Source organism: Bradyrhizobium sp. (assembly GCF_047605465.1).
Classification (GTDB): domain Bacteria; phylum Pseudomonadota; class Alphaproteobacteria; order Rhizobiales; family Xanthobacteraceae; genus Bradyrhizobium.
Genome location: NZ_JASGFS010000033.1, coordinates 1 through 24,287, shown reverse-complemented (window position 1 = coordinate 24,287; position 24,287 = coordinate 1). Strand labels below are relative to the sequence as shown.

24 protein-coding genes and 1 pseudogene are annotated in these 24,287 nt (G+C 64.7%); 11 read left to right on the top strand and 14 right to left on the bottom strand.

The window, feature by feature from the left end:
- Window positions 1–116: 116 nt before the first annotated feature.
- Entirely contained in the window at window positions 117–2,786 is a 2,670-nt protein-coding gene (locus tag QM712_RS22445; protein ID WP_415025325.1) for an EAL and GGDEF domain-containing protein, read from the bottom strand.
- A 211-nt stretch (window positions 2,787–2,997) separates the two neighbouring features.
- On the opposite strand from QM712_RS22445, the gene QM712_RS22440 reads away from it, so the two are divergent.
- Window positions 2,998–4,101, top strand: a complete 1,104-nt coding sequence (locus QM712_RS22440) for an NAD(P)/FAD-dependent oxidoreductase (protein WP_415025324.1) — start codon at window positions 2,998–3,000, stop codon at window positions 4,099–4,101.
- A gap of 119 nt (window positions 4,102–4,220) precedes the next feature.
- Here the strand turns inward: QM712_RS22440 and QM712_RS22435 are convergent, their stop codons facing one another.
- On the bottom strand, window positions 4,221–4,406 hold the full coding sequence (locus QM712_RS22435) for a YdcH family protein (RefSeq protein ID WP_212406244.1): 186 nt from the start codon (window positions 4,404–4,406) through the stop codon (window positions 4,221–4,223).
- A 329-nt stretch (window positions 4,407–4,735) separates the two neighbouring features.
- Here QM712_RS22435 and QM712_RS22430 point away from each other — a divergent pair, with 329 nt between their 5' ends.
- The 3 genes from QM712_RS22430 to QM712_RS22420 all read left to right on the top strand — a co-directional run bounded on the left by QM712_RS22430 (window position 4,736) and on the right by QM712_RS22420 (window position 5,600).
- On the top strand, window positions 4,736–4,942 hold the full coding sequence (locus QM712_RS22430) for a YdcH family protein (protein ID WP_027545541.1): 207 nt from the start codon (window positions 4,736–4,738) through the stop codon (window positions 4,940–4,942).
- A gap of 94 nt (window positions 4,943–5,036) precedes the next feature.
- Window positions 5,037–5,255 carry a hypothetical protein gene (locus tag QM712_RS22425; protein WP_415025323.1) on the top strand — a complete coding sequence of 73 codons (219 nt, stop codon included), beginning with the start codon at window positions 5,037–5,039 and terminating at the stop codon, window positions 5,253–5,255.
- 93 nt (window positions 5,256–5,348) lie between these two features.
- A complete protein-coding gene (locus QM712_RS22420) occupies window positions 5,349–5,600 on the top strand; it encodes a hypothetical protein (RefSeq protein WP_415025322.1) in 252 nt (83 codons plus the stop codon).
- 97 nt (window positions 5,601–5,697) lie between these two features.
- On the opposite strand, the gene QM712_RS22415 is transcribed toward QM712_RS22420, so the two are convergent.
- A complete protein-coding gene (locus QM712_RS22415; RefSeq protein WP_415025321.1) occupies window positions 5,698–6,399 on the bottom strand; it encodes a GGDEF domain-containing protein in 702 nt (233 codons plus the stop codon).
- 142 nt (window positions 6,400–6,541) lie between these two features.
- Here QM712_RS22415 and purE point away from each other — a divergent pair, with 142 nt between their 5' ends.
- Complete coding sequence (gene purE, locus QM712_RS22410; RefSeq protein ID WP_415025320.1) at window positions 6,542–7,030, top strand: 5-(carboxyamino)imidazole ribonucleotide mutase; 489 nt, start codon at window positions 6,542–6,544, stop codon at window positions 7,028–7,030.
- Complete coding sequence (locus QM712_RS22405) at window positions 7,027–8,133, top strand: 5-(carboxyamino)imidazole ribonucleotide synthase (RefSeq protein ID WP_415025319.1); 1,107 nt, start codon at window positions 7,027–7,029, stop codon at window positions 8,131–8,133. Before purE ends, QM712_RS22405 begins: the two co-directional genes overlap by 4 nt.
- Window positions 8,134–8,170: 37 nt before the next feature.
- On the opposite strand, the gene aqpZ is transcribed toward QM712_RS22405, so the two are convergent.
- Window positions 8,171–8,893: an aquaporin Z gene (aqpZ, locus tag QM712_RS22400; protein ID WP_415025318.1), complete on the bottom strand. Its 723-nt coding sequence runs from the start codon at window positions 8,891–8,893 to the stop codon at window positions 8,171–8,173.
- Between the two features lie 266 nt (window positions 8,894–9,159).
- On the opposite strand from aqpZ, the gene rpsU reads away from it, so the two are divergent.
- Together rpsU and QM712_RS22390 are read left to right on the top strand one after the other, a co-directional pair.
- On the top strand, window positions 9,160–9,459 hold the full coding sequence (gene rpsU / locus QM712_RS22395) for a 30S ribosomal protein S21 (protein ID WP_415025317.1): 300 nt from the start codon (window positions 9,160–9,162) through the stop codon (window positions 9,457–9,459).
- 127 nt (window positions 9,460–9,586) lie between these two features.
- On the top strand, window positions 9,587–10,234 hold the full coding sequence (locus tag QM712_RS22390; RefSeq protein WP_415025316.1) for a tetratricopeptide repeat protein: 648 nt from the start codon (window positions 9,587–9,589) through the stop codon (window positions 10,232–10,234).
- 127 nt (window positions 10,235–10,361) lie between these two features.
- Here QM712_RS22390 and QM712_RS22385 read toward each other — a convergent pair whose 3' ends face one another.
- From QM712_RS22385 to QM712_RS22340, 10 genes are all read right to left on the bottom strand, one after another.
- The gene (locus tag QM712_RS22385) at window positions 10,362–11,264 is read right to left on the bottom strand and encodes a hypothetical protein (protein ID WP_415025315.1); all 903 of its coding nucleotides are present in this window, start codon (window positions 11,262–11,264) and stop codon (window positions 10,362–10,364) included.
- A 92-nt stretch (window positions 11,265–11,356) separates the two neighbouring features.
- On the bottom strand, window positions 11,357–11,641 hold the full coding sequence (locus tag QM712_RS22380) for a cupin domain-containing protein (RefSeq protein ID WP_415025314.1): 285 nt from the start codon (window positions 11,639–11,641) through the stop codon (window positions 11,357–11,359).
- Between the two features lie 10 nt (window positions 11,642–11,651).
- Window positions 11,652–12,749: a calcium:proton antiporter gene (locus tag QM712_RS22375; protein ID WP_415025313.1), complete on the bottom strand. Its 1,098-nt coding sequence runs from the start codon at window positions 12,747–12,749 to the stop codon at window positions 11,652–11,654.
- Window positions 12,750–12,992: 243 nt separating this feature from the next.
- Window positions 12,993–14,390 carry an NAD(P)(+) transhydrogenase (Re/Si-specific) subunit beta gene (locus tag QM712_RS22370; protein ID WP_415025312.1) on the bottom strand — a complete coding sequence of 466 codons (1,398 nt, stop codon included), beginning with the start codon at window positions 14,388–14,390 and terminating at the stop codon, window positions 12,993–12,995.
- A 39-nt stretch (window positions 14,391–14,429) separates the two neighbouring features.
- On the bottom strand, window positions 14,430–14,747 hold the full coding sequence (locus QM712_RS22365) for a proton-translocating transhydrogenase family protein (protein WP_024337650.1): 318 nt from the start codon (window positions 14,745–14,747) through the stop codon (window positions 14,430–14,432).
- Between the two features lie 11 nt (window positions 14,748–14,758).
- Complete coding sequence (locus QM712_RS22360) at window positions 14,759–15,886, bottom strand: Re/Si-specific NAD(P)(+) transhydrogenase subunit alpha (protein WP_415025311.1); 1,128 nt, start codon at window positions 15,884–15,886, stop codon at window positions 14,759–14,761.
- A 137-nt stretch (window positions 15,887–16,023) separates the two neighbouring features.
- Window positions 16,024–16,176: an aa3-type cytochrome c oxidase subunit IV gene (locus QM712_RS22355; RefSeq protein WP_008136857.1), complete on the bottom strand. Its 153-nt coding sequence runs from the start codon at window positions 16,174–16,176 to the stop codon at window positions 16,024–16,026.
- 96 nt (window positions 16,177–16,272) lie between these two features.
- Window positions 16,273–16,668, bottom strand: coding sequence for a type II toxin-antitoxin system death-on-curing family toxin (locus QM712_RS22350; RefSeq protein WP_415025310.1), 396 nt, complete (start codon window positions 16,666–16,668; stop codon window positions 16,273–16,275).
- 12 nt (window positions 16,669–16,680) lie between these two features.
- Window positions 16,681–16,905 carry an AbrB family transcriptional regulator gene (locus QM712_RS22345; RefSeq protein ID WP_415025309.1) on the bottom strand — a complete coding sequence of 75 codons (225 nt, stop codon included), beginning with the start codon at window positions 16,903–16,905 and terminating at the stop codon, window positions 16,681–16,683.
- Window positions 16,906–17,009: 104 nt separating this feature from the next.
- Window positions 17,010–18,905, bottom strand: a complete 1,896-nt coding sequence (locus QM712_RS22340; protein WP_415025308.1) for a M3 family oligoendopeptidase — start codon at window positions 18,903–18,905, stop codon at window positions 17,010–17,012.
- Window positions 18,906–19,032: 127 nt separating this feature from the next.
- Here QM712_RS22340 and QM712_RS22335 point away from each other — a divergent pair, with 127 nt between their 5' ends.
- The 3 genes and pseudogenes from QM712_RS22335 to QM712_RS22325 form a co-directional block, all read left to right on the top strand.
- The gene (locus QM712_RS22335; RefSeq protein ID WP_415025307.1) at window positions 19,033–20,535 is read left to right on the top strand and encodes a sigma-54-dependent transcriptional regulator; all 1,503 of its coding nucleotides are present in this window, start codon (window positions 19,033–19,035) and stop codon (window positions 20,533–20,535) included.
- Window positions 20,536–20,884: 349 nt separating this feature from the next.
- Entirely contained in the window at window positions 20,885–23,113 is a 2,229-nt protein-coding gene (locus QM712_RS22330) for a L,D-transpeptidase family protein (RefSeq protein WP_415025306.1), read from the top strand.
- Window positions 23,114–23,385: 272 nt separating this feature from the next.
- Window positions 23,386–24,186 (top strand): annotated as a pseudogene (locus QM712_RS22325) (DUF882 domain-containing protein); the annotation flags it as partial.
- Between the last annotated feature and the right edge of the window lie 101 nt (window positions 24,187–24,287).

Below are 24,287 nucleotides of genomic sequence, written 5' to 3'. Positions count from 1 at the left end.
AGCGCCAGCCATCACTAGAGCGATTTCCGCTCCGATGGAATCGGAACGGGGCGCCGGACTATGGTTTCAACGTGATTTCTTCGCGCCGGCCGATGTCCGCTCCGCGCGAAGGCGCGCTAGCCGGTCTTGAGCGCAAGCTCGATCGTTTCGGCGCGGCCGACCAGGCCGGCATACTGGCCGATCGTCAGCGGTTTGCCGAGCAGATAGCCCTGCACGCCGTCGCAGCCTTCCCCGGCGAGGAAGGCGAGCTGGTCGAGCGTCTCGACGCCCTCGGCGATGATCGACATTTCGAGACCGTGGCCGAGATCGATCACGGCGCGCACGATCGCCGCCGATTGCGGGTTGCGGCCGAGATTCATGATGAAGGTACGGTCGATCTTGATCTTGTCGAACGGAAACGCCTGCAGATAGCTCAGCGAGGAATAGCCGCTGCCGAAATCGTCCATGGAGATGCGCACGCCGAGCGCCTTCAGCCGCCGCAGCAGCGCCAGGCCGCGATCGAAATCCTCGATCAGCACGCCCTCGGTGATTTCGAGCTCGAGCCGGCCGGGGGCAAGGCCCGTCTCGAGCAGGATCGAATGGACCAGCCCGACGACGTCGCCGTGGAGGAACTGGGCCGGCGAAAGGTTGACCGCGACCTGCAGCGGATTCGGCCAGGACGCCGCCTCGCGGCAGACCTCGCGCAGGATCCATTCGCCCATCTCGACGATCAGGCCGCTCTCTTCCGCGATCGGAATGAACTCGGCCGGCGAGACCTGGCCGCGGACCGGATGCTGCCAGCGTGCCAGCGCCTCGAAACCGATGATCTCGCTCTCGGCGACGCTGTGGCGCGCGACCGCCTGGGGCTGGAAGGCCAGCGACAGTTCGCCATTCTTGATCGCCTTCGACAGGTCCTGATGCAGCACGCGGCGGTCGCGGATCTGCTGGTCCATCTCGGGCTGGTAGAGACTGATCGTACCGCGTGACTTCTGCTTGGCACGGAACAGCGCGGCGCCGGCATTGGCGAGCAGCGAGGCGCCGTCCCTGCCGTTGTGCGGGAAGATCGACATGCCCGTGGTGACGCCGGCGCGGACCGCGCGGCCGTCGATATGGAATTCATGGGCCAGCGCCTCGCCGAGCTGCTGCGCCAGCGCTAGGCCAGCGGTCGGCTGCTTGCCGTCGATGATCAGGCCGAACTCGTCGCCGGACAGACGGGCGACGACGCCGCCGCGCGCGGCATCCTGGAGCCGCTGGGCCACCTCGACCAGAAGCTTATCGCCCAGCGCATGGCCGAAGACGTCGTTGACCTCCTTCAACCCGTCGAGGTCGACGCAGAGGACCGCGAACTCCTCGTCCGTCCCCTCGCAGGCCTCGATCATCTGGGTGAGCGCCTGCAGGAAGGCGGCGCGGTTCGGCAGGTCGGTGAGACCGTCGTGATAGGCCATGTGCGCCATCCGCGATTCCGTCTGCCGGCGGTCGGTGACGTCCTCGTGGGTCTTGATCAGATATTGCGGCTCGCCGGTATCGCTCAGCACGGTCGCGCGGCGCGTCAGGAACAGGCGCAGGCCGTCCTTGGTGGAGATCGGGTGCTCCTCGGTGATCATCCCGCGCTTCTTGATCGCCGCCTCGTCGCGCGCGATGATCAGCTTGGCTTCTTTCGGATTGAAGATGTCGGCGGCGGTGAGCCCGGTGGCGTCCTCGCGCTTCCGGTTCAGGATCGCTTCCGCACTGCGATTGGCGAGCAGATAACGGCCGTCCTTGACCTGCTCGACGATCAGCGCGACCGGGATGTTGTCGACCACGAGCTCGAGGAATTTCTTGGTGCGCTCCAGCTCCTGCGAGAGCGAGCGGTGGTCGGTGATGTCCTCGAACACGAGCAGCAGGAATTCCGGCTCGTTGCGCTCGTTGCGGACCACGATCCGGATCGAATCCACCATGCGGCGCTCCGCGCCGCGCTCGACCTCGAACTGGTTGCGATACTGGCCGTCGGCGGCCTCCAGCGCCGCCCGGTCGGTCGCCTCGATGCGGGCCGCCGAGGCGGCCGCGAACAGCTCGCGCGCGTCCTTGCCGACGACGAAGTCGCGGGAGAAGCCCCAGAACCGGGCATGGGCGCTGTTGGCGAAGATGTAGCGGCCGTCCTCGATGGTCTTGGCGGCGACGCAGGCCGGCACGTTGTCCAGAACCATTTCCAGGAACTGCTTGGTCGAGGCGAGCTGCCGCGACAGCTTGCGCTGCTCGCTGACGTCGAGATGGGTCGCCACCGAGCCGCCGTTCGGCAGCACGAAATATTTCGCCAGGATGGCGCGCCCGTCCGGCAGTTCGGTGATGAGCCCGTTGGAGCTTGCCGCCTTCTCGTAGAATTCGTCGTCGGTGACGCCCAGCGCCCCGCGCTGTCGCCGCAACTCCAGGATGTCGTTGCCGGTCATGTTGGGCCACAGGTCCGACCGCGACAGGCCGTAGATGTCGAGATAGCGATCGTTGCAGAACATGATGCGGCGCTGCGCATCCGTCATCACCACGCCCTGGTTGAGATTGTTCATGGCGGAGGAGATGAAGGCGTTGCGCCGCAGCTGCGACCGCTTTGCCCTGCGCAGCGCGGAGTGAATCCACAGCGCAATCGCCGCGAGGAACGCGCACACCACGATGCCGCCGATCAGCGCTTCCCAGATCAGATTGGGGTCGAACTCGCCGGCGGGGCCGGCTGACGGCACGAAGGCATGCGCAGGCACAACCGAACCGGCCAGGCATGCGACGGCCTGTACAGCAATCGGAATCGTGCTGCCCGCATGCCAGTTCTTCTCAGCCATCAGCCACCCGCGATTTCAACTCCGGATTGTCTGGCTTCGCGGGTTTGGATCGGGTAAACGCCTGTAAGCGCAACAGAAAAATGTGACGCAAAAAACGGCAATTGGCCTGACATGATAAATGCTTCGTTAACGGAAAACGGCTTCAGGCCGCCGGTCCCGGGCAGACCGATCCCGACGCCATCGGCGCATCCGACGAACCTCCTGCGCAATCATGGATAGGGTCGACTGCGTCGTCATCGGAGCCGGCGTCGTCGGGCTCGCGGTCGCTCGAAAGCTCGCCCAGGCCGGGCGCGAGGTCATCGTGCTCGAGGAGGCCGAGGCCATCGGCACCGTCACCTCCTCGCGCAACAGCGAAGTGATCCATGCCGGGATCTATTACCGGGCCGGAAGCTGGATGGCGCGCATGTGCGTCAGCGGCAAGCATGCGCTCTACCGCTACTGCGCCGAGCGCGGCATCCCCCACAAGAACTGCGGCAAGCTGATCGTCGCGACCAGCGCCAAGGAAACCGAGAAGCTGCAGTCGATCAAGGCGCATGCCGAAGCCAATGGCGTGCTCGACATGCAGTTGCTCTCGGGCGAGGCCGCACGTGCGTTGGAGCCGGCGCTGGCCTGCGACGCCGCACTGCTCTCGCCGTCGACGGGCATCATCGACAGCCACGCCTACATGCTCTCGCTGCGCGGCGAGGCCGAGGCAGCGGGCGCCGCCTTCGCCTTTCACACTCCGATGATCCGCGCCAAGGTCACGGCCGGCGTCATCGAGATCGATGCCGGCGGCGAGGCACCGATGACGCTGCAATGCGACCTGCTCGTCAATGCGGCCGGCCTTTCGGCGACGACGGTGGCGCGCAACATCGACGGCATGCCGCTCGATCGGATACCGCCGGCCTACCTCGCCAAGGGAAACTACTTCAGCTGCAACGCCAAAGCGCCGTTCTCGCGGCTGATCTATCCGGTGCCCGAGCCCGGCGGCCTCGGCGTACATCTGACGCTGGACATGGCGGGACAGGCGAGGTTCGGCCCCGACGTCGAGTGGATCGAGACGATCGACTACGCGGTCGATCCGTCGCGTGCCGAACGCTTCTATCCGGCGATCCGCAGATACTGGCCGACGTTGCCCGATGGCGCGCTGTTGCCGAGCTATTCAGGCATTCGGCCGAAGATCGTGCCGCCCGCCGTCGCCACGCAGGATTTCCTGATGCAGGGTCCGCGCGACCATGGTGTCGCGGGCCTGATCAACCTGTTCGGCATTGAATCACCGGGATTGACGTCATCGCTCGCGATCGCGGATCACGTCGGCGAACTCGCGGACATCTAGCTCTCCCACAGCAAGACGCGGCAACGCGCACGTAGCTACATCAGTTTGCAGGGGTGAGTGCGACAACACTCACCCCTGCAATGAATGGGTACGAGCAACTCTATGCTGTGTGGAAAATCCTAGTGGAGCGTGTCGTCCGAGTTGTGCCTCAGCCGCTCGATCTGGTCCTTGACCATCAACTTCCGGCGCTTCAACTCAACAATTTGCAGGTCGTCTGTTGAAAGGTGCACGAGTGCTTCGTGCAATTCGTTTTCGAGAAGCTTGTGCTTCCGTTCCAATTCAACCAGATGTGCCTGAATTGTCATTCGAAACCTCCTCGGTAGGGTTCAACCTTAGGATTCGATCCGGACGACGAAGTCTACATCACCGATTCGTTCTGTCGATGGGTATCGATCGTCGCAGGGTCATTTTTGAAATTTCATATGTAATGAACCGTGAGTAAGGAACCGCGCGGAAAAATTTCATGATATCAATAAGCTTACGCAGCGCTGTCGCGATCCCACGAAATATCTTGCGGGAGATCGGTGATCGGCAGTCCGAGATCGCTTGCGATCACGCCGCGCAAGGACGATAATTTCCACAGGGCATCCACAGCCTCGATCTCAAGCCTATCGGTTTTTCGGCCACCGCAAACATGACCCATGAAGACGAGCGCGAGCTCGAAGCCGAGCTCGCCCGGTTGCAGCAGGAACACCGAGATCTCGATGCGGCGATCGATGCACTGCATCAATCGCCCGCTCCCGACTTGTTGCGGTTACAGCGATTGAAGAAGCGCAAACTTTTGTTGCGCGACCGGATCGCGTTCATCGAAGACCAGATAACGCCCGACATCATCGCCTGATCCACGGGAAAGCGGCTCCCTGCGGTTGAATCCGCTTGACTCAAAAAGAACAAAATAGGAACATTCAGGCACCAACCGCCCCAGGAAAACGCAGATGTCAGCAACTGTCCCGTTCGACAACAGCCACTACGAACAAGCCTGCGATCAGGCGATCGCGATGTGCGACGGCAATCTGCGCAGCACCATCAAGGCGCTGATCATGGCCAACGAATATCTGGAGGCGGAGCTCGAGGAATTGCAGGCGGCGATCTCGGCCGGCTGCATTCCCGATATTTCACGCGGCAGGATGCGGAGCGAAAGCAGCGCCGCCTGAGTTACTCGCGCGACGAGATGCGAATGAATCATCGTCGCGCTTCAGGCGGTCGTTGGCGCAGTCCGGATCATGCTCGGACACCGGAGCAATGTCATGTCGGATGTGACCTACTACGTCGCAATGCCCTTTCTGATCGATGCCGATGGATCTGCAATCGCGGGGGCGGCGGAAGAATGCCAGTCCTCGGCCGCGGCGCTGCGGCGCGCCGAAGTGCTGGCGCGCGGCGCCGGCCACATCGGCGCGGTGGCGTTCAGCCGCAGCGGCGACCCCATGACCGGCGAATTCGGTGATGCCCAGCTGCTACGCAAATTCGGCAGCGTGCCGGAAGACCTCGGCACGCTGTAGTCCAGTGCGCTTCCGGCGCAGTGGATGACGGTTCGCGCGCCTGGAAAACCCGCGGCGAGGCCGAGACTTCCGTTCGGATTGCGTCGGAGCGAGAGCTCTAATCGCTTGCGGACATGGTTCGGGGCTCGTGCCGCCGGCGCGCCTTGCGCACATACATGGCGGCGTCCGCCTCCTCCATCGCGCGGGCCGCATCGGAGTGCGGCCCGAGCAGCGCGACACCGGCGGAGGCGCCCGCATTGACGCGCTGGCCGCGAAAGCTGAACGACAATTCGTCGACGGCCTGCTCGAACATCGCAGCCTTCGCCTTGGCATCGGTTTCGCTGAGATTCCAGAGCAGCAGCGCGAACTCGTCTCCGCCGAGGCGGCCGACCACGTCCGATGCCCGAACCTGCCGCGCCAGCGTGGCGACGATCGCCTTGAGCACCTCGTCGCCGGCGGCATGTCCGAACGCATCATTGATCGGCTTCAGCCGATCGACGTCGAGCACGATCAACGCCCCTGTGGCGCGGTAGCGCTTCATGTAGGCGATGGCGCGGTGAAGCTCGCTCTCGAAACCGCGCCGGTTCGGAATATTGAGCAGGAAGTCGGTGTCGGCCGCGGCCTCGAGTTCCGCGATCCGCCGCAGCGCCGCCCTGAGCTTGGTCCGCAGGCCGCGGATGGTCGCTTCGGCGCCGTCATCGGCCGAGGCGCCGCGCGGCGCCGGCCCGGTCGAGCGCCCGGGTGCGGTCCTGGAGCGGTTCCCGGCGGCTTTTCGGCCCGGTTTGGCCTTCGCGGAGCTTGCCCTTTTCGGTTTCTTCATGGGCTTCCTGCTCAATGAAGGCTTGCGGGGATTCACCAAGACAGGATAGTGCATTCCCTTCTCCTTGCCACCGCCTTGCGAGCCGCCGGCCGGAACCGATAATCTGGCCTATGTTTCTGTATTCCCGAGCACAATTGACGTCATGACCGCGCCAATCGCCATCATCATGGGAAGCCAGTCGGACTGGGACACGATGCGGCATGCCGCCGAGACGCTGACCGCGCTCGGTGTCGCCTCCGAGACCCGCATCGTCTCGGCGCATCGCACCCCCGAGCGGCTGTTCGCCTTCGCCAAGGGCGCCAAGGCGGCCGGCCACAAGGTCATCATCGCCGGCGCCGGCGGCGCGGCCCATTTGCCCGGCATGGCGGCGGCGCTGACGGAGCTTCCGGTGTTCGGCGTGCCCGTGGAATCCAAGACGCTCAAGGGTGTCGATTCGCTCTATTCGATCGTGCAGATGCCCGCAGGCATCCCGGTCGGCACCCTGGCCATCGGCAAGGCGGGTGCGATCAACGCCGCCCTGCTTGCGGCGGCCGTGCTGGCGCTGTCCGACCCGGCCCTGTCCGATCGCCTTGCGGCCTGGCGCAAGGCGCAGACCGAGGCGGTTGCGGAGCGCCCGGAGGACAAGGCGTGACTGACCAGAAGCAGGTGAAGCTGAAGCCCGGCGACACCATCGGCATCCTCGGCGGCGGACAATTGGGCCGGATGCTGGCGATGGCCGCATCGCGGCTCGGCCTACGCTGCCAGGTGTTCTCGCCCGACCCGGATTCGCCGGCCTTCGACGTCGTCCTGAACGCGACCTGCGCCGAATATGCCGACGTCGAGGCGCTCGAACTGTTCGCCAACGACGTCAACGTCATCACCTACGAGTTCGAGAACGTTCCTTCCGCCGCGGCGATGGTGCTGGCTGCGCGCCGTCCCGTGCTGCCCAACCGCAAGATCCTGGAGACCACGCAGGACCGGCTGGCCGAAAAGGATTTCGTGACGCGGCTCGGCATCGGCACCGCCGCCTATGCCGACGTCACCTCCGTCGCCTCGCTGCGCGAGGCGATCGTCAGGATCGGTCTTCCGGCCGTGCTGAAGACGCGCCGCTTCGGTTATGACGGCAAGGGACAGGCGATCATTCGCAACGGCGACGACATCGCGAAGGTGTGGACGAGCCTCGGCACCAAGCAGGCGATCCTGGAAGCCTTCGTGCCGTTCGAGCGCGAGATCTCCGTGGTCGCCGCGCGTTCGGCCTCGGGCCAGGTCGAGTGCTTCGACGTCACCGAGAACGAGCACCGCGACCACATCCTGAAGATCTCGCGCGCACCGGCGCCGATTCCGGACGCGCTGGCGGAAGAAGCCCGCAGCATCGCGGGCAAGATCGCGAGCGCTCTCGATTATGTCGGCGTGCTGGCGGTCGAGATGTTCGTGCTCGCCAACGGCACGGGGCCGAAAGTGCTCGTCAACGAGATTGCCCCGCGCGTGCATAATTCGGGACACTGGACGCTCGACGGCGCATCCGTCTCGCAGTTCGAGCAGCACATCCGCGCCATCGCCGGCTGGCCGCTCGCCAAGCCCGTGCGTCACGGCGAGGTCGTCACCATGACCAATCTGATCGGCGACGAGATCAACAGCTACGAGGAGTGGCTGAGCGTGCCCGGCGCCACGGTGCACATCTACGGCAAGGGGACACCGCGCCCCGGCCGCAAGATGGGCCATGTCACCGAGGTGCGGCCGCCGAAAGGCAAGTGAGGGGACCGCGGCACAAGCCGCGATCCCGCTTCACCGGTCAGGCCGTCTTCACCCCCGCGACGACGCCGGTGGGCTCGTCGCTGAGCCAGCGATAGATCACCCCACCAAGCACGCCGCCGATCAGCGGCGCGATCCAGAACAGCCAGAGCTGCGCCAGCGCCCAGCCGCCGACGAACAGCGCCGGGCCGGTGCTGCGCGCCGGGTTCACCGACGTGTTGGTCACGGGAATGCTGACGAGATGGATCATCACCAGGGCGAGCCCGATCGCGAGCGGCGCGAAGCCCGCGGGCGCGCGACCATGTGTGGCGCCCATGATGATGAACAGGAACATCATGGTCATCACGACCTCGGTGAGGAAGCAGACGGCCATGCTGTACTGGCCGGGCGAATGCGCGTCATAGCCGTTCGACGCGAAGCCCTTGGTGACGTCGAAGCCGGGCGCGCCGCGCGCGATGATGTAGAGCACCCAGGCCGCCAAGATCGCGCCGGCCACCTGCGCGATCACATAGGGCAGGATCTGGCCGGCCGGAAAGCGTCCGCCGGCGGCGAGGCCCACCGTGACGGCGGGGTTGAGATGGCAGCCCGACACATGGCCGATCGCATAGGCCATGGTGACCACGCTCAGCCCGAACGCCAGCGACACCCCCACAAGACCGATCCCGACCTGTGGAAAGCCGGCGGCGATGACCGCGCTGCCGCAGCCTGCGAATGTGAGCCAGAATGTGCCGATGGCCTCGGCGGCGTATTTCTTCATATCCATGTGACGTCTCCCCTGATTTCCCGGATGTCCGGAGCAAAGTTTCAGGGGAATGGCGCGGTCCCGGCGCCGAATCGCCCCAAATCAGTGCTCCGTGGCCATTCTGGTTCCATTATAGTGGCTGAACTTGGCCCAAATGGCCTCCGGGCAGGTGGACATCGCGGGATTTGTCTGATACATCCGCGCCCTCAAGGTTAAGGGCCGGGCGTTTCATGCCTCCCCCTTTGACTTTCCAGAATTCAAATCCGATCCACTGAAGAGGATGCCGCGTGCAGGTTCTCGTTCGCGATAACAATGTCGATCAAGCCCTCAAGGCGCTCAAGAAGAAGATGCAGCGCGAGGGTATTTTCCGCGAGATGAAGCTCCGCGGTCACTACGAAAAGCCCTCCGAGAAGAAGGCCCGTGAAAAGGCCGAAGCCGTGCGCCGCGCACGCAAGCTGGCCCGCAAGAAGCTGCAGCGCGAAGGCCTGCTGCCGATGAAGCCGAAGCCGGTGTTCGGTGCAGGCCCCGGCGGTGATCGTGGTGCTGGCGGCCGCAGCGGTCCCGGCGCCGGTCGCGGACCGCGCTGATTTTGCCGAAACTGCAAGACTGAGTTTTCGATGACGCGGGCCCCGGGCCCGCGTTATCATTTTGGCAAGCAGTGCCTTCTGGGATGGGGCACTTACCGATGCGGCACCAGCGCGAGCGAATCCGTAGATGGCCTCCCCTTTCCCCGAGCGCGGCTTGGCGCGGATCCGCCAGATCTGGCAGCAGCCGGTGGCGCTGGCTCTGATCGGGATCGCGCTGTCCGGATGCTCCTTCGACCTGGGATCGCTGATGCCGGAGAAGGACAAGCCGCAGGAGGCGCCGAAGACGGCGACCGCTGAAAGCGTGGTCAGCGCAGGCAATGTCAGCGAAGCCCAGACGCATACGGCAAAGGCGCAGACCCTGGCCAAGTCCGGGGACACGGCCGCGGCACTCGACGAATACAGCCGCGCCGTCGCGCTCGACCCCTACAACGCGCAGGCGCTGTACGGCCGCGCCCTGATCTATCAGGGCAACAACGAGCACGACTCCGCGATCGCCGATTTCGGCGCCGCGAGCGGGCTCAACCCGCAGAAGGCGGAGCCGCTGCTGGGCCGTGCCATCAGCTATCTCGCCGTCGGCAAGGTCAAGGAGGCCGCTGCCGATCTCGACGAGGCATCGCAGGCCGATCCCCACAACGCCCAGGTCTGGACCACGCGCGGACAGGCCTATGAGCGGCTGGGCGACAAGACCAAGGCGGCGGCGTCCTACAACAAAGCTGTGACGCTGAGGCCCCGCGACGACGCCGCCCGCAGCGGCCTCGCCCGCGTCGGCGGCTGACAGGGCCGGTACAGCCTGAGATGCCCAGGAGCGGGCGCGGCTTCGGCCCGGTCGGAGCCGGGCTCTGGAAGCCAATTTCAAGGTGTTTTCAGAATGCGAACCGGGGGTTCACGTCCCCGACCACGCCCTAGTTCGGCGTGGCGCTCTTCGGCAGAACGGCGTGGAACATCGACTTGACGCCGGACAGCATGTCGTCTGCGACATTGGTCTTCGGTCGCGGCATGGGGGCGCCGGCATCGGCGCGCAGATCGAGCGGCGGCGCGATCACCGGGACGGGAATGTCAGCGGGCGGCGTCAGGCGGTTGCCGCCGTCGGCGTCGACCGAGGCGGTATAGGACGGGTTCTCCGGCGCGACCGCACCATTTCCATAAGTCTCGGAGGGCGGCGTCGAGACCGTGATCGGCGGCGGCAACGGACGCACGGCGGCCGGCAAGGCGGTCACGCGAGGACCTTCCTGGACCCGGGGACCTGCTTCCGGCCCACGAGGCGTTTCCAGCACGACCGGTTCGGGCGACCTTTCGGCGAGCTTGTTCTCGGGCGACTTGCCCTCAAGTGATTTGGCCTCGAGCGACTTGTACTCGGGTGACTTGCGCAGACGCTCGATCGCCGCGCGCGCCAGATCGTTGGCGTCGGGGGTCGCGGCCGGCGCCGCATTGGCCTCCGTGCCCGAGGTGGACTTGGCGGCGGTCTTCTCATGCGCCGGCGTGCGGGCGCGCGAATTGGCGGGGGCAGTCTCGCCCGGCGCGGCGTCCGCTGCCTTGGCCGGCTGCTCAGCCGATTTGTCGGCCGGCTTCTCAGCCACCGGCTTGTCCACCACGCTCTTCTCGGCGATGCCCTTGGCCTTGACGCCGGGCGCGGGGAGATTAGCGACGTCGGCGGGTTTGCCGGCCTGGGCCGGCGCCACGACGGCGGCGGGGGTGTCGGCGGCCGGCCGGGCGTTGATGTAATGATTGACGATGTACGCCCCGATGATCGTGGCGAGCACCGAGGGGAAAATATCCATCGAAATTTTAGCGAGGTATTTCAGCATTTCGACCACTCCCCGCATGATCTGATGCGGGAACTTTGAGGCATAGTGAGGGATCAACTGCGACGGATCGATGGCAAAAGGTGACGCCGGCCCTACGGCTTCAGCTCGATCTCAAGAAACACGATCTCAGTTGACGTTTCGTTAAGTACGTCGTGTTCGACGCCGGCCTTGCGAAAGTAGGATTTTCCGGCCGCAAGCTGCGCCTTGGAGCGCTCTCCGCCGGGCGCCACGATGGTCATTTCCCCCGCGACGACGGGAACAATCACATAGTCCATCCCGTGCGTGTGATGCCCGGTCGCGCTGCCCGGCGCAAGCCGCCATTCGGTGACCCGGACCTCGTCGTTGTCGACCTGGACCTCGGATTTGGCGGCAAGCATCGGAACCCTCCTACGGCACGAAGACCATGAACACGTAGACGGCAAATACCACCATATGGACCAGTCCGAACAGGACATTGGTCCTGCCGGTGCCGAAAGTCAGCATGCTCAGCAAGAATGTCAGGAACAGCAGCGCCGTGTTCGACGGATTGAGGCCCAGAACGAGCTGCTGGTCGAGCACGTAGGTGGCGATCCCGACCGCCGGGAAGGTCAGGCCGATCGTCGCAAGCGAGGAACCGAGCGCCAGGTTGATGCTCTTCTGCAGGTCGTTCTTGCGCGCCGCGGCGATCGCCGAGACGCCCTCGGGCATCAGGATCAGGAGGGCGACCAGAAGGCCCGCGAATGCCGGCGGAGCACCGATCTTGAACGCGACGGCATCGACCACGAGCGAGAACTTCTTGGCGAGGAGAACCACCGCCAGCAGCGAGATCAGCAGCAGCGCGACGCTGAGCGCCAGCATCTTGCCCGACAGATGCGTCTCCGCGCCCTCTCCGTCTGCGGTCTGGTTGACGAAATAGTCGCGGTGCAGAACCATCTGGGTGTAGAGAAAAACGCCATAGAGCACGATCGTCACGAGATCGACGAAGCCGAGCTGAAGCGCCGAATAGATCGGCCCCGGCGTCGTCAGCGTGTAGTTCGGCATGATCAGCGTGATGGTCGCCATCGCGATCAGCACGCTGAGATAGACGTTGGCGCCAGAGACCTGAAAGCCCTGCTCGCGGTAGCGCAGGCCGCCGATGAAAACGCAGAGGCCGACCAGGCCGTTGCACACGATCATCACGACGGCGAAGACGGTGTCGCGCGCGAGCTCCGGCGCCGGCTTGTCGCCCAGCATGATCGTGGTGATCAGCGCGACCTCGATGACGGTGACCGACAGCGTGAGCAGCAGTGTGCCGAAAGGTTCGCCGATCAGTTCGGCGATCACCTCGGAGTGGTGGACGGCCGCGAACACGGTGCCGAACAGGATCACCAGCAGGATGATCGCGAATACGGCTCCGCCCAGCGACAGGGTGAAGCTGTAGCCGGTTACGGTCACGATCAGGAACAGCAGCACCGCCAAAGCGGGGAAGATCCATGATGATCGCGGCATCGGTCCGTGTGTGCTCATGCCAACGAATCCCTCGAATAAGGCCGTGCGCGATTATGCGCGAGAAGCTCGCGCCCGTCAGCCCTTGCGGGCTTGCGGTGGTTCCTGAGCAATGGGACGGAAAGCCGGAGGACCGTGCGGCGGCCGCAGGCACCGGCACGAACGGCGGACAACGCGATGCGCTGGCTTCGTGTCACCCGCTTCGGCATGCGATCGGACCGGTGCCACTCCTTGTTCAGGGCCACGGTCCGCGCTCCCCAACCGTTACATCGCCTTGACGATGTTCTCGGTGACCTTCTTGGCGTCGCCGAGAAGCATCATGGTGTTGTCGCGATAGAACAGCGGATTGTCGATGCCGGCATAACCCGAGGCGAGCGAGCGCTTGATGAACATCACGGTGCCGGCCTTCCAGACCTGGAGCACCGGCATGCCGTAGATCGGCGAGGTCTTGTCCTCTTCCGCGGCCGGATTGGTCACGTCGTTGGCACCGATCACGAAGGCGATGTCGGCCTGCGCGAATTCGGAGTTGATGTCCTCGAGCTCGAACACCTCGTCATAGGGCACGTTGGCTTCCGCGAGCAGCACGTTCATGTGGCCGGGCATGCGGCCCGCGACCGGATGAATGGCGTACTTCACCTCGACGCCTTCCTTCTTGAGCAGGTCGGCCATCTCGCGCAGCGCGTGCTGGGCCTGCGCCACCGCCATGCCGTAGCCCGGCACGATGATGACCTTCGAGGCGTTCTTCATGATGAAGGCGGCATCGTCCGCCGAGCCAAGCTTGGCGGGCTTCTGCTCGCCCGTGCCGCCGCCGGCTGCCGCGGTCTCGCCGCCGAAGCCGCCGAGGATGACCGAGATGAAGGACCGGTTCATCGCGTGGCACATGATGTAGGACAGGATCGCACCGGACGAGCCGACGAGCGCGCCGGTGATGATCAGCGCGGAATTGCCCAGCGTGAAGCCGATACCGGCCGCGGCCCAGCCGGAATAGGAGTTCAGCATCGAGATCACGACCGGCATGTCGGCGCCGCCGATCGGGATGATCATGAGCACGCCGAGCGCCAGAGCCAGGATGGTGATCATCCAGAAGTCGAACGCGCTGCCCGAGAGCACCAGTCCGACGATGAAGAAGACCAAAGCGGCGGCCAGGACGATGTTGATGATGTGGCGGAACGGCAGAATGATCGGCGCGCCGCTCATGCGCGCGGACAGCTTCAGGAAGGCGATCACCGAGCCGGTGAAGGTCAGCGCTCCGATGGCGACGCCGAGCGACATCTCGACCAGGCTCTGCGGGTGGATGTTGCCGGGCGTGCCGATGTCGAAGGCCTCGGGCGCGTAGAACGCGCCGGCGGCGACCAGCACCGCGGCCATGCCGACCAGCGAGTGGAAGGCGGCGACCAGTTCCGGCATCGAGGTCATCGGCACGCGGCGGGCGATCACCGCGCCGATGCCGCCGCCGATCGCGACCGCGAGGATGACCAGCAGCCAGGCCACGCCGTCGGCCGGCGGATGGCTCGCGAGCGTGGTGGCGACCGCGATCGCCATGCCGATCATGCCGAACAGATTGCCCTGGCGCGACGAAGCCGGGCTCGACAGCCCGCGCAGCGACAGGATGAACAGCACTCCCGCCACGAGATACAAAAATGCAGAGAGGTTGGCGCTCATCTCAGGTCCCCATTGATCCCTTCAGCCCGAGGTGGCCGCTTACTTCGACTTCTTCTTGTACATCGCCAGCATGCGCTGGGTGACAAGGAAGCCGCCGAAGATGTTCACACAGGCGAAGATGAGCGCGACGAAGCCGAAGCCGCGCGCCCAGCCGGAGCCGCTCGAAACCATGCCGACGCCGACCGCGAGCAGCGCGCCGACCACGATCACCGAGGAGATCGCGTTGGTCACGCTCATCAGCGGCGTGTGCAGCGCGGGCGTCACCGACCACACTACGAAATAGCCGACGAAGACGGCGAGGACGAAGATCGACAGCCGGAAGATGAAGGGGTCGACGACCTGTGCAGCGTGCTCCATGGCGGCTCTCCTTAGACCTTCGGCTGGAAGTTCGGGTGGATCACGGCGCCGTCCCTGGTCAGCGCGGTCGCCTTGACGAGCTCGTCATCCCAGTTGACGGCGAGCTTCTTCTCTTTCTTGTCGACCATGGTCTCGATGAAGGAGAACAGGTTGCGCGCGTAGAGGCTGGAGGCCGAGGCCGCGACACGGCCGGCGACGTTGGTGTAGCCGACGATCTTGATGCCATCGAGATCGACGACTTCGCCGGGCCTGGCGCCCTCGACATTGCCGCCGCGTTCGACCGCGAGATCGACCAGCACCGAACCCGGCTTCATCGACTTGACCATCTCGCCCGAGACGAGCTTCGGCGCGGGCCGGCCCGGAATCAGCGCGGTCGTGATCACGATGTCCTGCTTCTTGATGTGCTCGGCGGTGAGCGCAGCCTGCTTGGCCTGATACTCCTTGGACATTTCCTTGGCGTAGCCGCCGGCCGTCTGCGCGTTCTTGAATTCCTCGTCCTCGACGGCGAGGAATTTCGCGCCGAGCGATTCGACCTGCTCCTTGGTCGCGGGCCGCACGTCGGTCGCGGTCACGACGGCGCCGAGGCGGCGCGCGGTCGCGATCGCCTGGAGGCCGGCGACGCCGACGCCCATCACGAACACCTTGGCCGCTGGCACGGTGCCGGCGGCCGTCATCATCATCGGGAAGGCACGGCCGAAGGCCTCGGCGCCCTCGATCACGGCGCGATAACCGGCGAGGTTGGCCTGCGAGGACAGCACGTCCATCACCTGCGCGCGCGTGATGCGCGGCATCAATTCCATCGCGAAGGCGGAAACGCCGGCATCGGCTATCGTCTTCAGCGCGGCTTCGTTGCCGTAGGGGTCCATGATGGCGATGACGAGCGCACCGCGCCTGTACTGCGCAAGCTCGGAGGCTTCCGGCCGCTTCACCTTGATGATGATGTCGGCGTCCTTCAGCGCATCGGCGCTCACGGTGGCACCGGCCGCGGTGAATTCGGAATCGGGCAGGCCCGACTTGATGCCGGCGCCCGGCTCGACGGAAACCTCGGCGCCCAGCGCCTTGAACTTCTTCACCGTGTCGGGCGAAGCGGCGACCCGCGGCTCAGATGGATCGATTTCCTTGGCAACGGCGATCTTCATAGGCCCTCCGGCGACGCGGGACACGACGCGCATGCAAACTTAGCGTTACTCCCGCAACGTTGGATACCGGTTTTGGAACCGGCTTGGATGCAAATTTTGTGGGCACCGCCGGCGATGGCGGTGCAACAGACGATGGATCAGGTCAGGAAGATCGCCATCAGGATCACGATGAGCGCGACCGAGGCCGTGCCGTACTTCACCAGCTTGATGAAGCCCTCATAAGTCTGCTCGTGCGCGACGTAGTCGTTACCGTCGGCCGTGGTGTACGCCACTTCGCTATGGTCAGCCATGAATGTCCCCAGTCGAAAGTCGAATTTCACGGTTGGGATACCGCAAACCTTCGGGCAGGGCAACGGCACCGGAGCGCCGTTTTCCGGTCAATCGGCTCATTTCGAATCCAGATTGTCGCGGATCCAGCGCGTCAGGCTCTGCTCGCTGACTTCGCCGGCGGCGAGGGAGAGGATGATGGTCGCGGCCTCCGCGGGATCGGGGCTGAAAGCCACGCCGTTCCTGTGGAGGAAGACCATCATCGTCATGAAGGCGATACGCTTGTTTCCATCGACGAATGCGTGATTTCTCGCGAGCCCGAATGCATAGGCCGCAGCCAGTTCATTCAGCGTCGCCCGCTCGGAGCGCCATCTGTTGATCGGCCGCTCCAACACCGACCGCAGCATGTTGTCCTCGCGCAATCCGGGTGCGCCACCGAAGCGGCGGAGTTGGCGGCCGTGAATGGCGATCGCCTGCTCGCAGGTCACCCAGAGCGGCTCTTCGGACTCGCTCAAACGAACAGCCCGCTACTTTGCAAGCGCAGCGAGCGTATCGCGATATTTGTCCGTCACCTCGTCGGCGAATTCCATCGCGCGCTCGAAATCGGGGTCGTAGGGCAGCGCCCGAAAACCACCGCCGGGCAATTCCACGATGTGCAATTGCTGGCCGCGCTTGAGATCGAGCCGCTGCATCAGCTCACGGGGCAGCAGCATGCCATCCGAATTGCCGATCTTCCTGATCTCGATCTTCATGGCTTGCCTCGACGACGTTATACAGATGTATAACGTCGTTCGGTCGGCTGGTTCAACAGATGTTTTACCAAGGCTTGCCTGCTGATTGAGGGCACACCCTTCCCTCAGCCCATGTCCTCCAGCTCGTCGATCATGCCGGCGATCACGCTGAGACCCCCGTCCCAGAATTTGGGATCCTTGGCGTCGAGCCCGAAGGGGCGCAGCAGCTCGGAATAGTGCTTGGTGCCCCCGGCGGCGAGCATGGCGAGATAGCGCTCGGCAAAACCCTCGGCCGCATGCTCGTAGACGGCATAGAGCGAGTTCACGAGGCAATCGCCGAAGGCATAGGCGTAGACGTAGAACGGCGAGTGGATGAAATGCGGGATGTACATCCAGTAGTTCTCGTAGCCCGCCTTGATCTCGATCGCCGGCCCCAGGCTTTCGCCCTGCACCGACAGCCAGATCTCGCCGAGCCGCGTCGCGGTCAGCTCGCCGTTCTTGCGCTCGGTGTGCACCGCGCGCTCGAACGAGTAGAAAGCGATCTGCCGCACCACGGTGTTGATCATGTCCTCGACCTTGCCGGCCAGCAGGGCCTGACGCTGCTTCGCGCTCTTGGTCTGTGCCAGCAGCCGCCTGAAGGTCAGCATCTCCCCGAATACGCTCGCGGTCTCCGCCAGCGTCAACGGCGTCGGCGCCATCAGTGCGCCGTTCCGGGCGGCGAGCACCTGATGCACGCCGTGGCCGAGCTCGTGCGCAAGCGTCATCACATCGCGCGGCTTGCCCTGATAGTTCATCAGAACGTAGGGGTGGGCCGACGGCGTGGTCGGATGCGAGAAGGCACCGGGCGCCTTGCCGGGACGCACCGGGGCATCGATCCAGCGGTCGGTGAAGAAGCGCTCGGCGATGTCGGCCATGTCGGACGAGAAGCCGCGATAGGCCGACAGCACCATGTTTCGCGCATCTGGCCAGGCAATGGTATCGGTCGCGGCAAACGGCAGCGGCGCGTTGCGGTCCCAATAGACGAGCCGCTTCTTCTTGAACCAGCGCGCCTTCAGCGCGTAATAGCGATGCGACAACCTCGGATAGGCCGCGCGGACGGCGGCAACCAGCGCGTCGACCACTTCGCGCTCGACGCGATTGTTCAGATGCCGGGAATCCGCGACGTCCTGGAAGCCGCGCCAGCGGTCCGAAATGTCCTTGTCCTTGGCGAGCGTGTTGGTGATCAGCGCGAAAGTGCGCTCATTGGCCTTGAAGGTTTTCGCCAGCGCCTCCGCCGCGCTCCTGCGCTTCGCGCCGTCACGGTCCTGCAACAGATTGAGCGTCGGCTCGATCGCGAGCTCCTTGGCGCCAACCTTGAAGCGCAGCCCCGAGATGGTCTGGTCGAACAACCTGTTCCAGGCGGAATAGCCGGTCTGCGCCTTCTCCAGGAAAAGCTGCTCGAGCTTGTCGTTGAGCTGATACGGCTTCTCCTTGCGGAGGTCCTCGATCCAGGGACGGTAATGCGCGAGCTCGGCGGCTTGCATCGCGCGATTCAAAATATCGTCATCGATGCGGTTGAGCTCGAGCGCGAAGAACAGCAGGTGCGTGGAGGCGCCCGTCAGCCGCTCCGACACGTCGCCGTAAAACTTTGAAATCTTGGGATCAACACTGTCGCCGGCGTGGACGAGACCGGCATAGGAGCCGAGGCGGCCGGCGAGATCATCGATTGCCTCATAGCGTCGCACCGCCTCCGCGAGCCATTTTCCGCCATGTTCGTTTGCTGTCCCTGTCGCGAGCTTGCCCTTGTAGTCCGTCTCGAACGCGACGCAATCGGCATCCATCTTTTCCAGGTCGCGCGCCACTTCCGGCGCGTCGATCGCGGAATAGAGATCGGCAAGGTTCCACTCGGGAAGCCTGCCGGACTTGCTGGCAGGCTTGCTGGAGGGTTTTGCCTTGACCGTGGATTTCTTGGTGGCCGGCTTCTTCAAAGCGGACTTCTTGAGAGCGGATTTGTTGAGGGCTGGCTTGGAGCGCGAAATCATTGTGTGGGAAACCTGTGTTCAACAATCGCGACGGCGGGTGGGGGCATCAAGGTTTAAGAGTGCGTTAATCGGCTTCGGCCAGAGTGCCCCGATTCGAGACAGATAGTTGTAGCGTGCGGGGAACACCATGGCTGCCAGTATTTTGATTGCCGACGACGATGCCGTGGCGCGCCGTCTGGTCGAGAACATGGTGCAGAAATGCGGCTATGACGCGATCGTGGTGGAGTCCGGCGACGCCGCGGTTGCCGCCCTCACCGCTCCTGACGCACCGGCCATAGACGCCGTGGTGCTCGACCTGGTGATGCCCGGCCTCGACGGCATGGGCGTGCTGGCGAAAATCCGCGAGGCGGGACTGAGCGTACCGGTGATCGTGCAGACCGCCCATGGCGGCATCGACAACGTGATCTCGGCGATGCGGGCGGGTGCGGCCGATTTCGTCGTCAAGCCGGTCGGCATCGAACGGCTCCAGGTCTCGCTTCGCAACGCGCTCAATGCCTCCGCGCTCAAGGGCGAATTGCAGCGCATCCGCCACAGCCGCGAAGGCCGCCTGAGCTTCTCCGACATCATCACGCGCTCCGAGGCGATGGCGGGCGTGATGCGCGCCGCGCAAAAGGCGGCGAATTCCTCAATTCCGGTGCTGATCGAAGGCGAATCCGGCGTCGGCAAGGAGATGTTCGCGCGCGCCATCCACGGCAGCGGCGAACGCAAGGCGAAGCCCTTCGTCGCGGTCAATTGCGGCGCGATCCCCGACAACCTCGTCGAATCCATCCTCTTCGGTCACGAGAAGGGCGCCTTCACCGGCGCGACCGAGCGGCATATGGGCAAGTTCGTCGAAGCCCATGGCGGCACGCTGTTCCTGGACGAGGTCAGCGAGCTGCCGCTGAGCGCTCAGGTCAAGCTCTTGCGCGCGCTTCAGGAAGGCGCCGTCGAGGCCGTCGGCGGCCGCAAGCCCGTCAAGGTCGACGTCCGTATCATCTCGGCGACGAACCGCAAGCTGCTGGAGCGGGTGAAGCAGGGCCATTTCCGCGAGGACCTGTTCTATCGCCTGCACGTGCTGCCGTTGACGATCCCCTCGCTCCGGGCCCGGCGCGAGGACATCCCGCACCTGCTGCGGCACTTCCTGGCGCGGTTCGCCGCCGAGGAGAACCGCGCCATCACCGGCATCAGCGGCGACGCCATGGCGCACCTGTCGCAACTCGACTGGCCCGGCAACATCCGCCAGCTCGAAAATGCAGTCTACCGCGCGGTGGTGATGAGCGATGGTGAGCAGCTCGGGCTCGCCGACTTCCCGCTGCTCGCCTCGCATGCGCATTCCGCAACGGACATCCCGACCGCACCGCTGATGCTTGAGCCGATCGCAGCGCCGGCCATGATTTCGGGTAATGAAATACCGATTGCTCCGCTGCCGCAGCCGTTGGCGGGAACCCTGTCCATGCTGACCGCGACCGGCGACGTTCGTCCGCTGGAAGACATGGAGAACGAGATCATCCGTTTCGCGATCTCGCATTATCGCGGCCAGATGTCCGAGGTGGCGCGGCGCCTCAAAATCGGCCGCTCAACCCTCTACCGCAAACTCGACGAAGCCGGCGTGCATGGACATGGCGGAAAAAGCGGCGAGGAGACGCACTGAGCCACGACGGCTGAACGGCGGTTCGCCTGATGCTGCGATGTGGCCGCAAGCCCTTCGCATCACGGGACATTTTGCCCGCGGCATGAACCGTGTCTCGGAAGTGACAGACCGTGGGAAAAGCGCGTGGCGAAACCGCACAATCCGTTGCAAAGGGGCTTCCTTGAAGTCAGTTTGTCGTGAGTTGTCCCCGGTAGCGCTGGCTGCAAAAACGGGGTCTGTATATCGTCTGCGTATGAATCGTTGCGTGCAGGCGTGCAACTTTCGTGAGGCCGGCGCAGTTTAGCCGAAGCTCAATAGACGATAACGAAGCTGTTCCACGAGGGGCAGTTCACCCGAGGGGTGCGACACAATGCGAGACTGTTTGAACCACCGTGCAGGCTTTGACCGCGTTCTGATGACGGTCGCGGCGACCTTCCTCACGGTATCGGCCGGTTCGGCCCTGGCGCAGGATCAGGCGCGCAGCAGCGCTGCCGAACTCGCGATCGAAGCGGCGATCCCGCGTCCCGAGCCCGCAAACGTCCCGCCCCCGACCGCTGCCGACATCAAGCTCGACACCACCGCCACGGTGCAGGATTCGACGAAGGAACCCGCCAGGGAAGCTGTAAAGACCGAAGCGGCGAAAACCGAAGCTGCGCCGGCGCCCGACAAGGTCGACACCAAGCCGTCCGACGTCGCCGTGACGCCCGCTGCCGACGCGCCGAAGAACGAGACGGCCAAGACCGAACCCGCGAAGACCGAGCCCGCCAAGGGCGACACCGCGACAGCACCAGCCGTCGCAACTCCGGCCGAGCCGCCGAAGGACGTCGCCAAGGAGCCCGCCGCCGAACCGGTGAAGGCTGCGAGCAACGTTCCCGCCGCCGACCAGCCGGTCGCCGACAAGCTGAAGGACATGATCGGCGCGAAGACCTCGCGCTATTTCGATCGCAAGAACGAGCGCGCCGCAGTCGAGAAATTCTACGGCGGACGCGACTACGCGCCGGTCTGGACGCAGTCCGGCAGCCTCACCGCCGCCGCCAAGGGCGTGATCTCGCGCCTGAAGAATGCGGGATCCGATGGCCTCAATCCCGCTGACTATCCGGTGCCGGATTTCGCCGCCGCCAACAACCCCGACGCGCTCGCCGACGCCGAGTTCAAGCTCACCGCGAGCATGCTGGACTATGCGCGCCAGGCGCAGAGCGGCCGCATGCACTGGTCACAGGTCAGCGCCGACATCCTCTATCCGGAACATCCGATCGACCCGACCGAAGTCCTCACCAAGGTGACGACCGCGGCGGATGCGTCTTCGGCGCTCGACAGCTACAATCCGCCGCAGAAGCTCTACAAGGAGCTCAAGGCGAAGCTCGCCGAGCTCCGCGGACAGGGCGAAGGCCCGGTGGTCGAGATCGCCGACGGTCCCGCGCTGAAGTACACGCCCGCCCGCGGCAAGAAGCAGGCTGAGGTCGTGGTGGAAGATCCGCGCGTGCCGCAGCTCCGCGCCAAGCTCGGCATCACCGAGAATGCGAGCGACACCCGCTACGATGCGACGGTCGCGGAAGCCGTGCGGAAATTCCAGAACGGCGCCGAGATCAAGGCGACCGGCATCCTCGACGACAGGACGGTCAAGGCACTCAACACGCCGAAGCGCGACAAGCAGATCGACACCGTGCTCGTCAACATGGAGCGCTGGCGCTGGCTGCCGCGCGACCTCGGCACACCCTCGCTCGGCGATGCCTATGTCATCCTCAACATTCCCGACTATACGCTCAAGGTGATGCAGCGCGGCCAGCAGGTCTGGACCACCCGCGTCGTCACCGGCAAGCCGGGTCAGCATGCCACCCCGCTGCTGACCGAGACGATGAAGTACATCACGGTCAATCCGACCTGGAACGTGCCGCCGTCGATCGTCTACAACGAATATCTGCCGGCGCTTCAGCAGGATCCGACCGTGCTCCAGCGCATGGGCCTCAAGCTCGAGCAGAATCGTGACGGCTCGGTTCACATCTCGCAGCCGCCCGGCGAAGCGAACGCGCTCGGCCGCATCCGCTTCAACTTCCCGAACAAGTTCCTGGTCTATCAGCACGACACGCCGGACAAGTACCTGTTCGCCAAGGACGAGCGCGCCTTCAGCCACGGCTGCATGCGCGTGCAGAACCCAGATCAGTACGCCTCCGTGCTGCTCAACATCGCGCTGCCGAACGAGAAGTACACGCCCGAGCGCGTGCGCGGCATGTACGGCAAGAGCGAAGTCGACCTGAAATTCCCGACGCCGATCCCGGTCAACATCACCTATCAGACAGCGTTCGTGGACGACGCCGGCAAGCTGCAATTCCGCAAGGACGTCTATGGCCGCGACGCGACCATGATCAACATCCTGAAGAACAACCGCGGCAAGGATCTGGAAGCCGTCGTCGCGCATTCGCAGCCGAGCTATTCGCGTCCGGCGACGACGCTGCCCTCGGGCGTCGCGGTGGCCAACAATGGCGGCAGCTCCGGCTCGTCGGGGCCGAACTTCTTCGAACGGCTGTTCGGCGTGCAGTCCCCGCCACCGGCCCCGGTCGGCCGCCGTCCGCAACAGCAGCAGCGGGTGTTCACCCGCTGAGCCCTGCCCAGCCTCCTATTTCCTGAAATTCTTCAATAAAATCAGCGACCTCATCCCCGGGATGGGGTCGCTTAACGTTAACCATTCTCCACCCGCGGACGGGCACCGGGCGTTTTTTCGCCACACTCAACCGGTTAGCTCTGTATTCTGACTTGGTTTGGGGGCGAGAAGGTCAACCTCAAATTAACCTTCTCGTTTTAAGAAAGCGTTCATCCTCTTTCGCGCGCTAGCGGGGTTGGCGGGAGAGTCCATTTTGAACGCTCGTCGACTGGGTGGGCTCATTCGTGCTGACTGGTTTCGCACGGCAAATCGCTGCGCTGTCGTTGTCCCATGCGGGAAAGAAGGTCGGATCCAGGATCGGCCTCGCCTCGCTGGTGCTGCTTGCGGCTGCAGGCGTGGTCCATGACGCCACCGCGTCGAACGAGACGCGCACGCTCTCCTTCCACCACACCCATTCCGGCGAGGACCTCACCGTCACCTTCAAGCGCGAAGGGCGCTACGACGAAGCCGCGCTGAAGCAGCTCAACCACTTCCTCCGCGACTGGCGCACCCAGGACGAGACGGTGATGGACCGCCGCCTCTTCGACATCCTCTGGGAAGTCTATCGCGATGTCGACGGCAAGCAGCCGATCCAGATCATCTCCTCCTATCGCTCCCCCGCCACCAACGCCATGCTCCGCCGCCGCTCCTCCGGCGTGGCGCGCTTCAGCCAGCACATGCTGGGCCATGCGATGGATTTCTACATTCCCGGCGTGGCGCTGGAGCAGATCCGCTTCGCCGGCCTGCGCCTGCAGCGCGGCGGCGTCGGCTTCTACCCGACCTCCGGCTCGCCCTTCGTGCATCTCGACACCGGCAGCATCCGGCACTGGCCGCGCATGACGCATGACCAGCTGGCCCGCGTATTCCCCGATGGGCGTACCGTGCATGTGCCGACCGACGGCGTGCCGCTGAAGGGTTATGAACTCGCCAAGGCGGAGATCGAACGTCGCGGCAGCGGCGACGATGCCGGCAGCAAGCCGAGCTTCCTTGCCGCCCTGTTCAAGGGCAAGTCGGCTCCGGCCGCAAGCAGCGCAGCGCGCCAGTCCAGCGACGTCAGCACCGGCATCTCCGGGCTCATGCCGAGGAAGGACAGGCTGTAGACCTCGCGGAAGAGGACGTGCAGTCCGAACCAGAG

Bases quoted from the DNA above. Each gene is read 5' to 3' on its own strand.
- QM712_RS22445 (WP_415025325.1), bottom strand. From the start codon at position 2,786: ATGGCTGAGAAGAACTGGCATGCGGGCAGCACGATTCCGATTGCTGTA.
- QM712_RS22440 (WP_415025324.1), top strand. From the start codon at position 2,998: ATGGATAGGGTCGACTGCGTCGTCATCGGAGCCGGCGTCGTCGGGCTC.
- QM712_RS22435 (WP_212406244.1), bottom strand. From the start codon at position 4,406: ATGACAATTCAGGCACATCTGGTTGAATTGGAACGGAAGCACAAGCTT.
- QM712_RS22430 (WP_027545541.1), top strand. From the start codon at position 4,736: ATGACCCATGAAGACGAGCGCGAGCTCGAAGCCGAGCTCGCCCGGTTG.
- QM712_RS22425 (WP_415025323.1), top strand. From the start codon at position 5,037: ATGTCAGCAACTGTCCCGTTCGACAACAGCCACTACGAACAAGCCTGC.
- QM712_RS22420 (WP_415025322.1), top strand. From the start codon at position 5,349: ATGTCGGATGTGACCTACTACGTCGCAATGCCCTTTCTGATCGATGCC.
- QM712_RS22415 (WP_415025321.1), bottom strand. From the start codon at position 6,399: ATGAAGAAACCGAAAAGGGCAAGCTCCGCGAAGGCCAAACCGGGCCGA.
- purE (WP_415025320.1), top strand. From the start codon at position 6,542: ATGACCGCGCCAATCGCCATCATCATGGGAAGCCAGTCGGACTGGGAC.
- aqpZ (WP_415025318.1), bottom strand. From the start codon at position 8,893: ATGGATATGAAGAAATACGCCGCCGAGGCCATCGGCACATTCTGGCTC.
- QM712_RS22390 (WP_415025316.1), top strand. From the start codon at position 9,587: ATGGCCTCCCCTTTCCCCGAGCGCGGCTTGGCGCGGATCCGCCAGATC.
- QM712_RS22385 (WP_415025315.1), bottom strand. From the start codon at position 11,264: ATGCTGAAATACCTCGCTAAAATTTCGATGGATATTTTCCCCTCGGTG.
- QM712_RS22380 (WP_415025314.1), bottom strand. From the start codon at position 11,641: ATGCTTGCCGCCAAATCCGAGGTCCAGGTCGACAACGACGAGGTCCGG.
- QM712_RS22375 (WP_415025313.1), bottom strand. From the start codon at position 12,749: ATGAGCACACACGGACCGATGCCGCGATCATCATGGATCTTCCCCGCT.
- QM712_RS22370 (WP_415025312.1), bottom strand. From the start codon at position 14,390: ATGAGCGCCAACCTCTCTGCATTTTTGTATCTCGTGGCGGGAGTGCTG.
- QM712_RS22365 (WP_024337650.1), bottom strand. From the start codon at position 14,747: ATGGAGCACGCTGCACAGGTCGTCGACCCCTTCATCTTCCGGCTGTCG.
- QM712_RS22360 (WP_415025311.1), bottom strand. From the start codon at position 15,886: ATGAAGATCGCCGTTGCCAAGGAAATCGATCCATCTGAGCCGCGGGTC.
- QM712_RS22355 (WP_008136857.1), bottom strand. From the start codon at position 16,176: ATGGCTGACCATAGCGAAGTGGCGTACACCACGGCCGACGGTAACGAC.
- QM712_RS22345 (WP_415025309.1), bottom strand. From the start codon at position 16,905: ATGAAGATCGAGATCAGGAAGATCGGCAATTCGGATGGCATGCTGCTG.
- QM712_RS22340 (WP_415025308.1), bottom strand. From the start codon at position 18,905: ATGATTTCGCGCTCCAAGCCAGCCCTCAACAAATCCGCTCTCAAGAAG.
- QM712_RS22335 (WP_415025307.1), top strand. From the start codon at position 19,033: ATGGCTGCCAGTATTTTGATTGCCGACGACGATGCCGTGGCGCGCCGT.
- QM712_RS22330 (WP_415025306.1), top strand. From the start codon at position 20,885: ATGCGAGACTGTTTGAACCACCGTGCAGGCTTTGACCGCGTTCTGATG.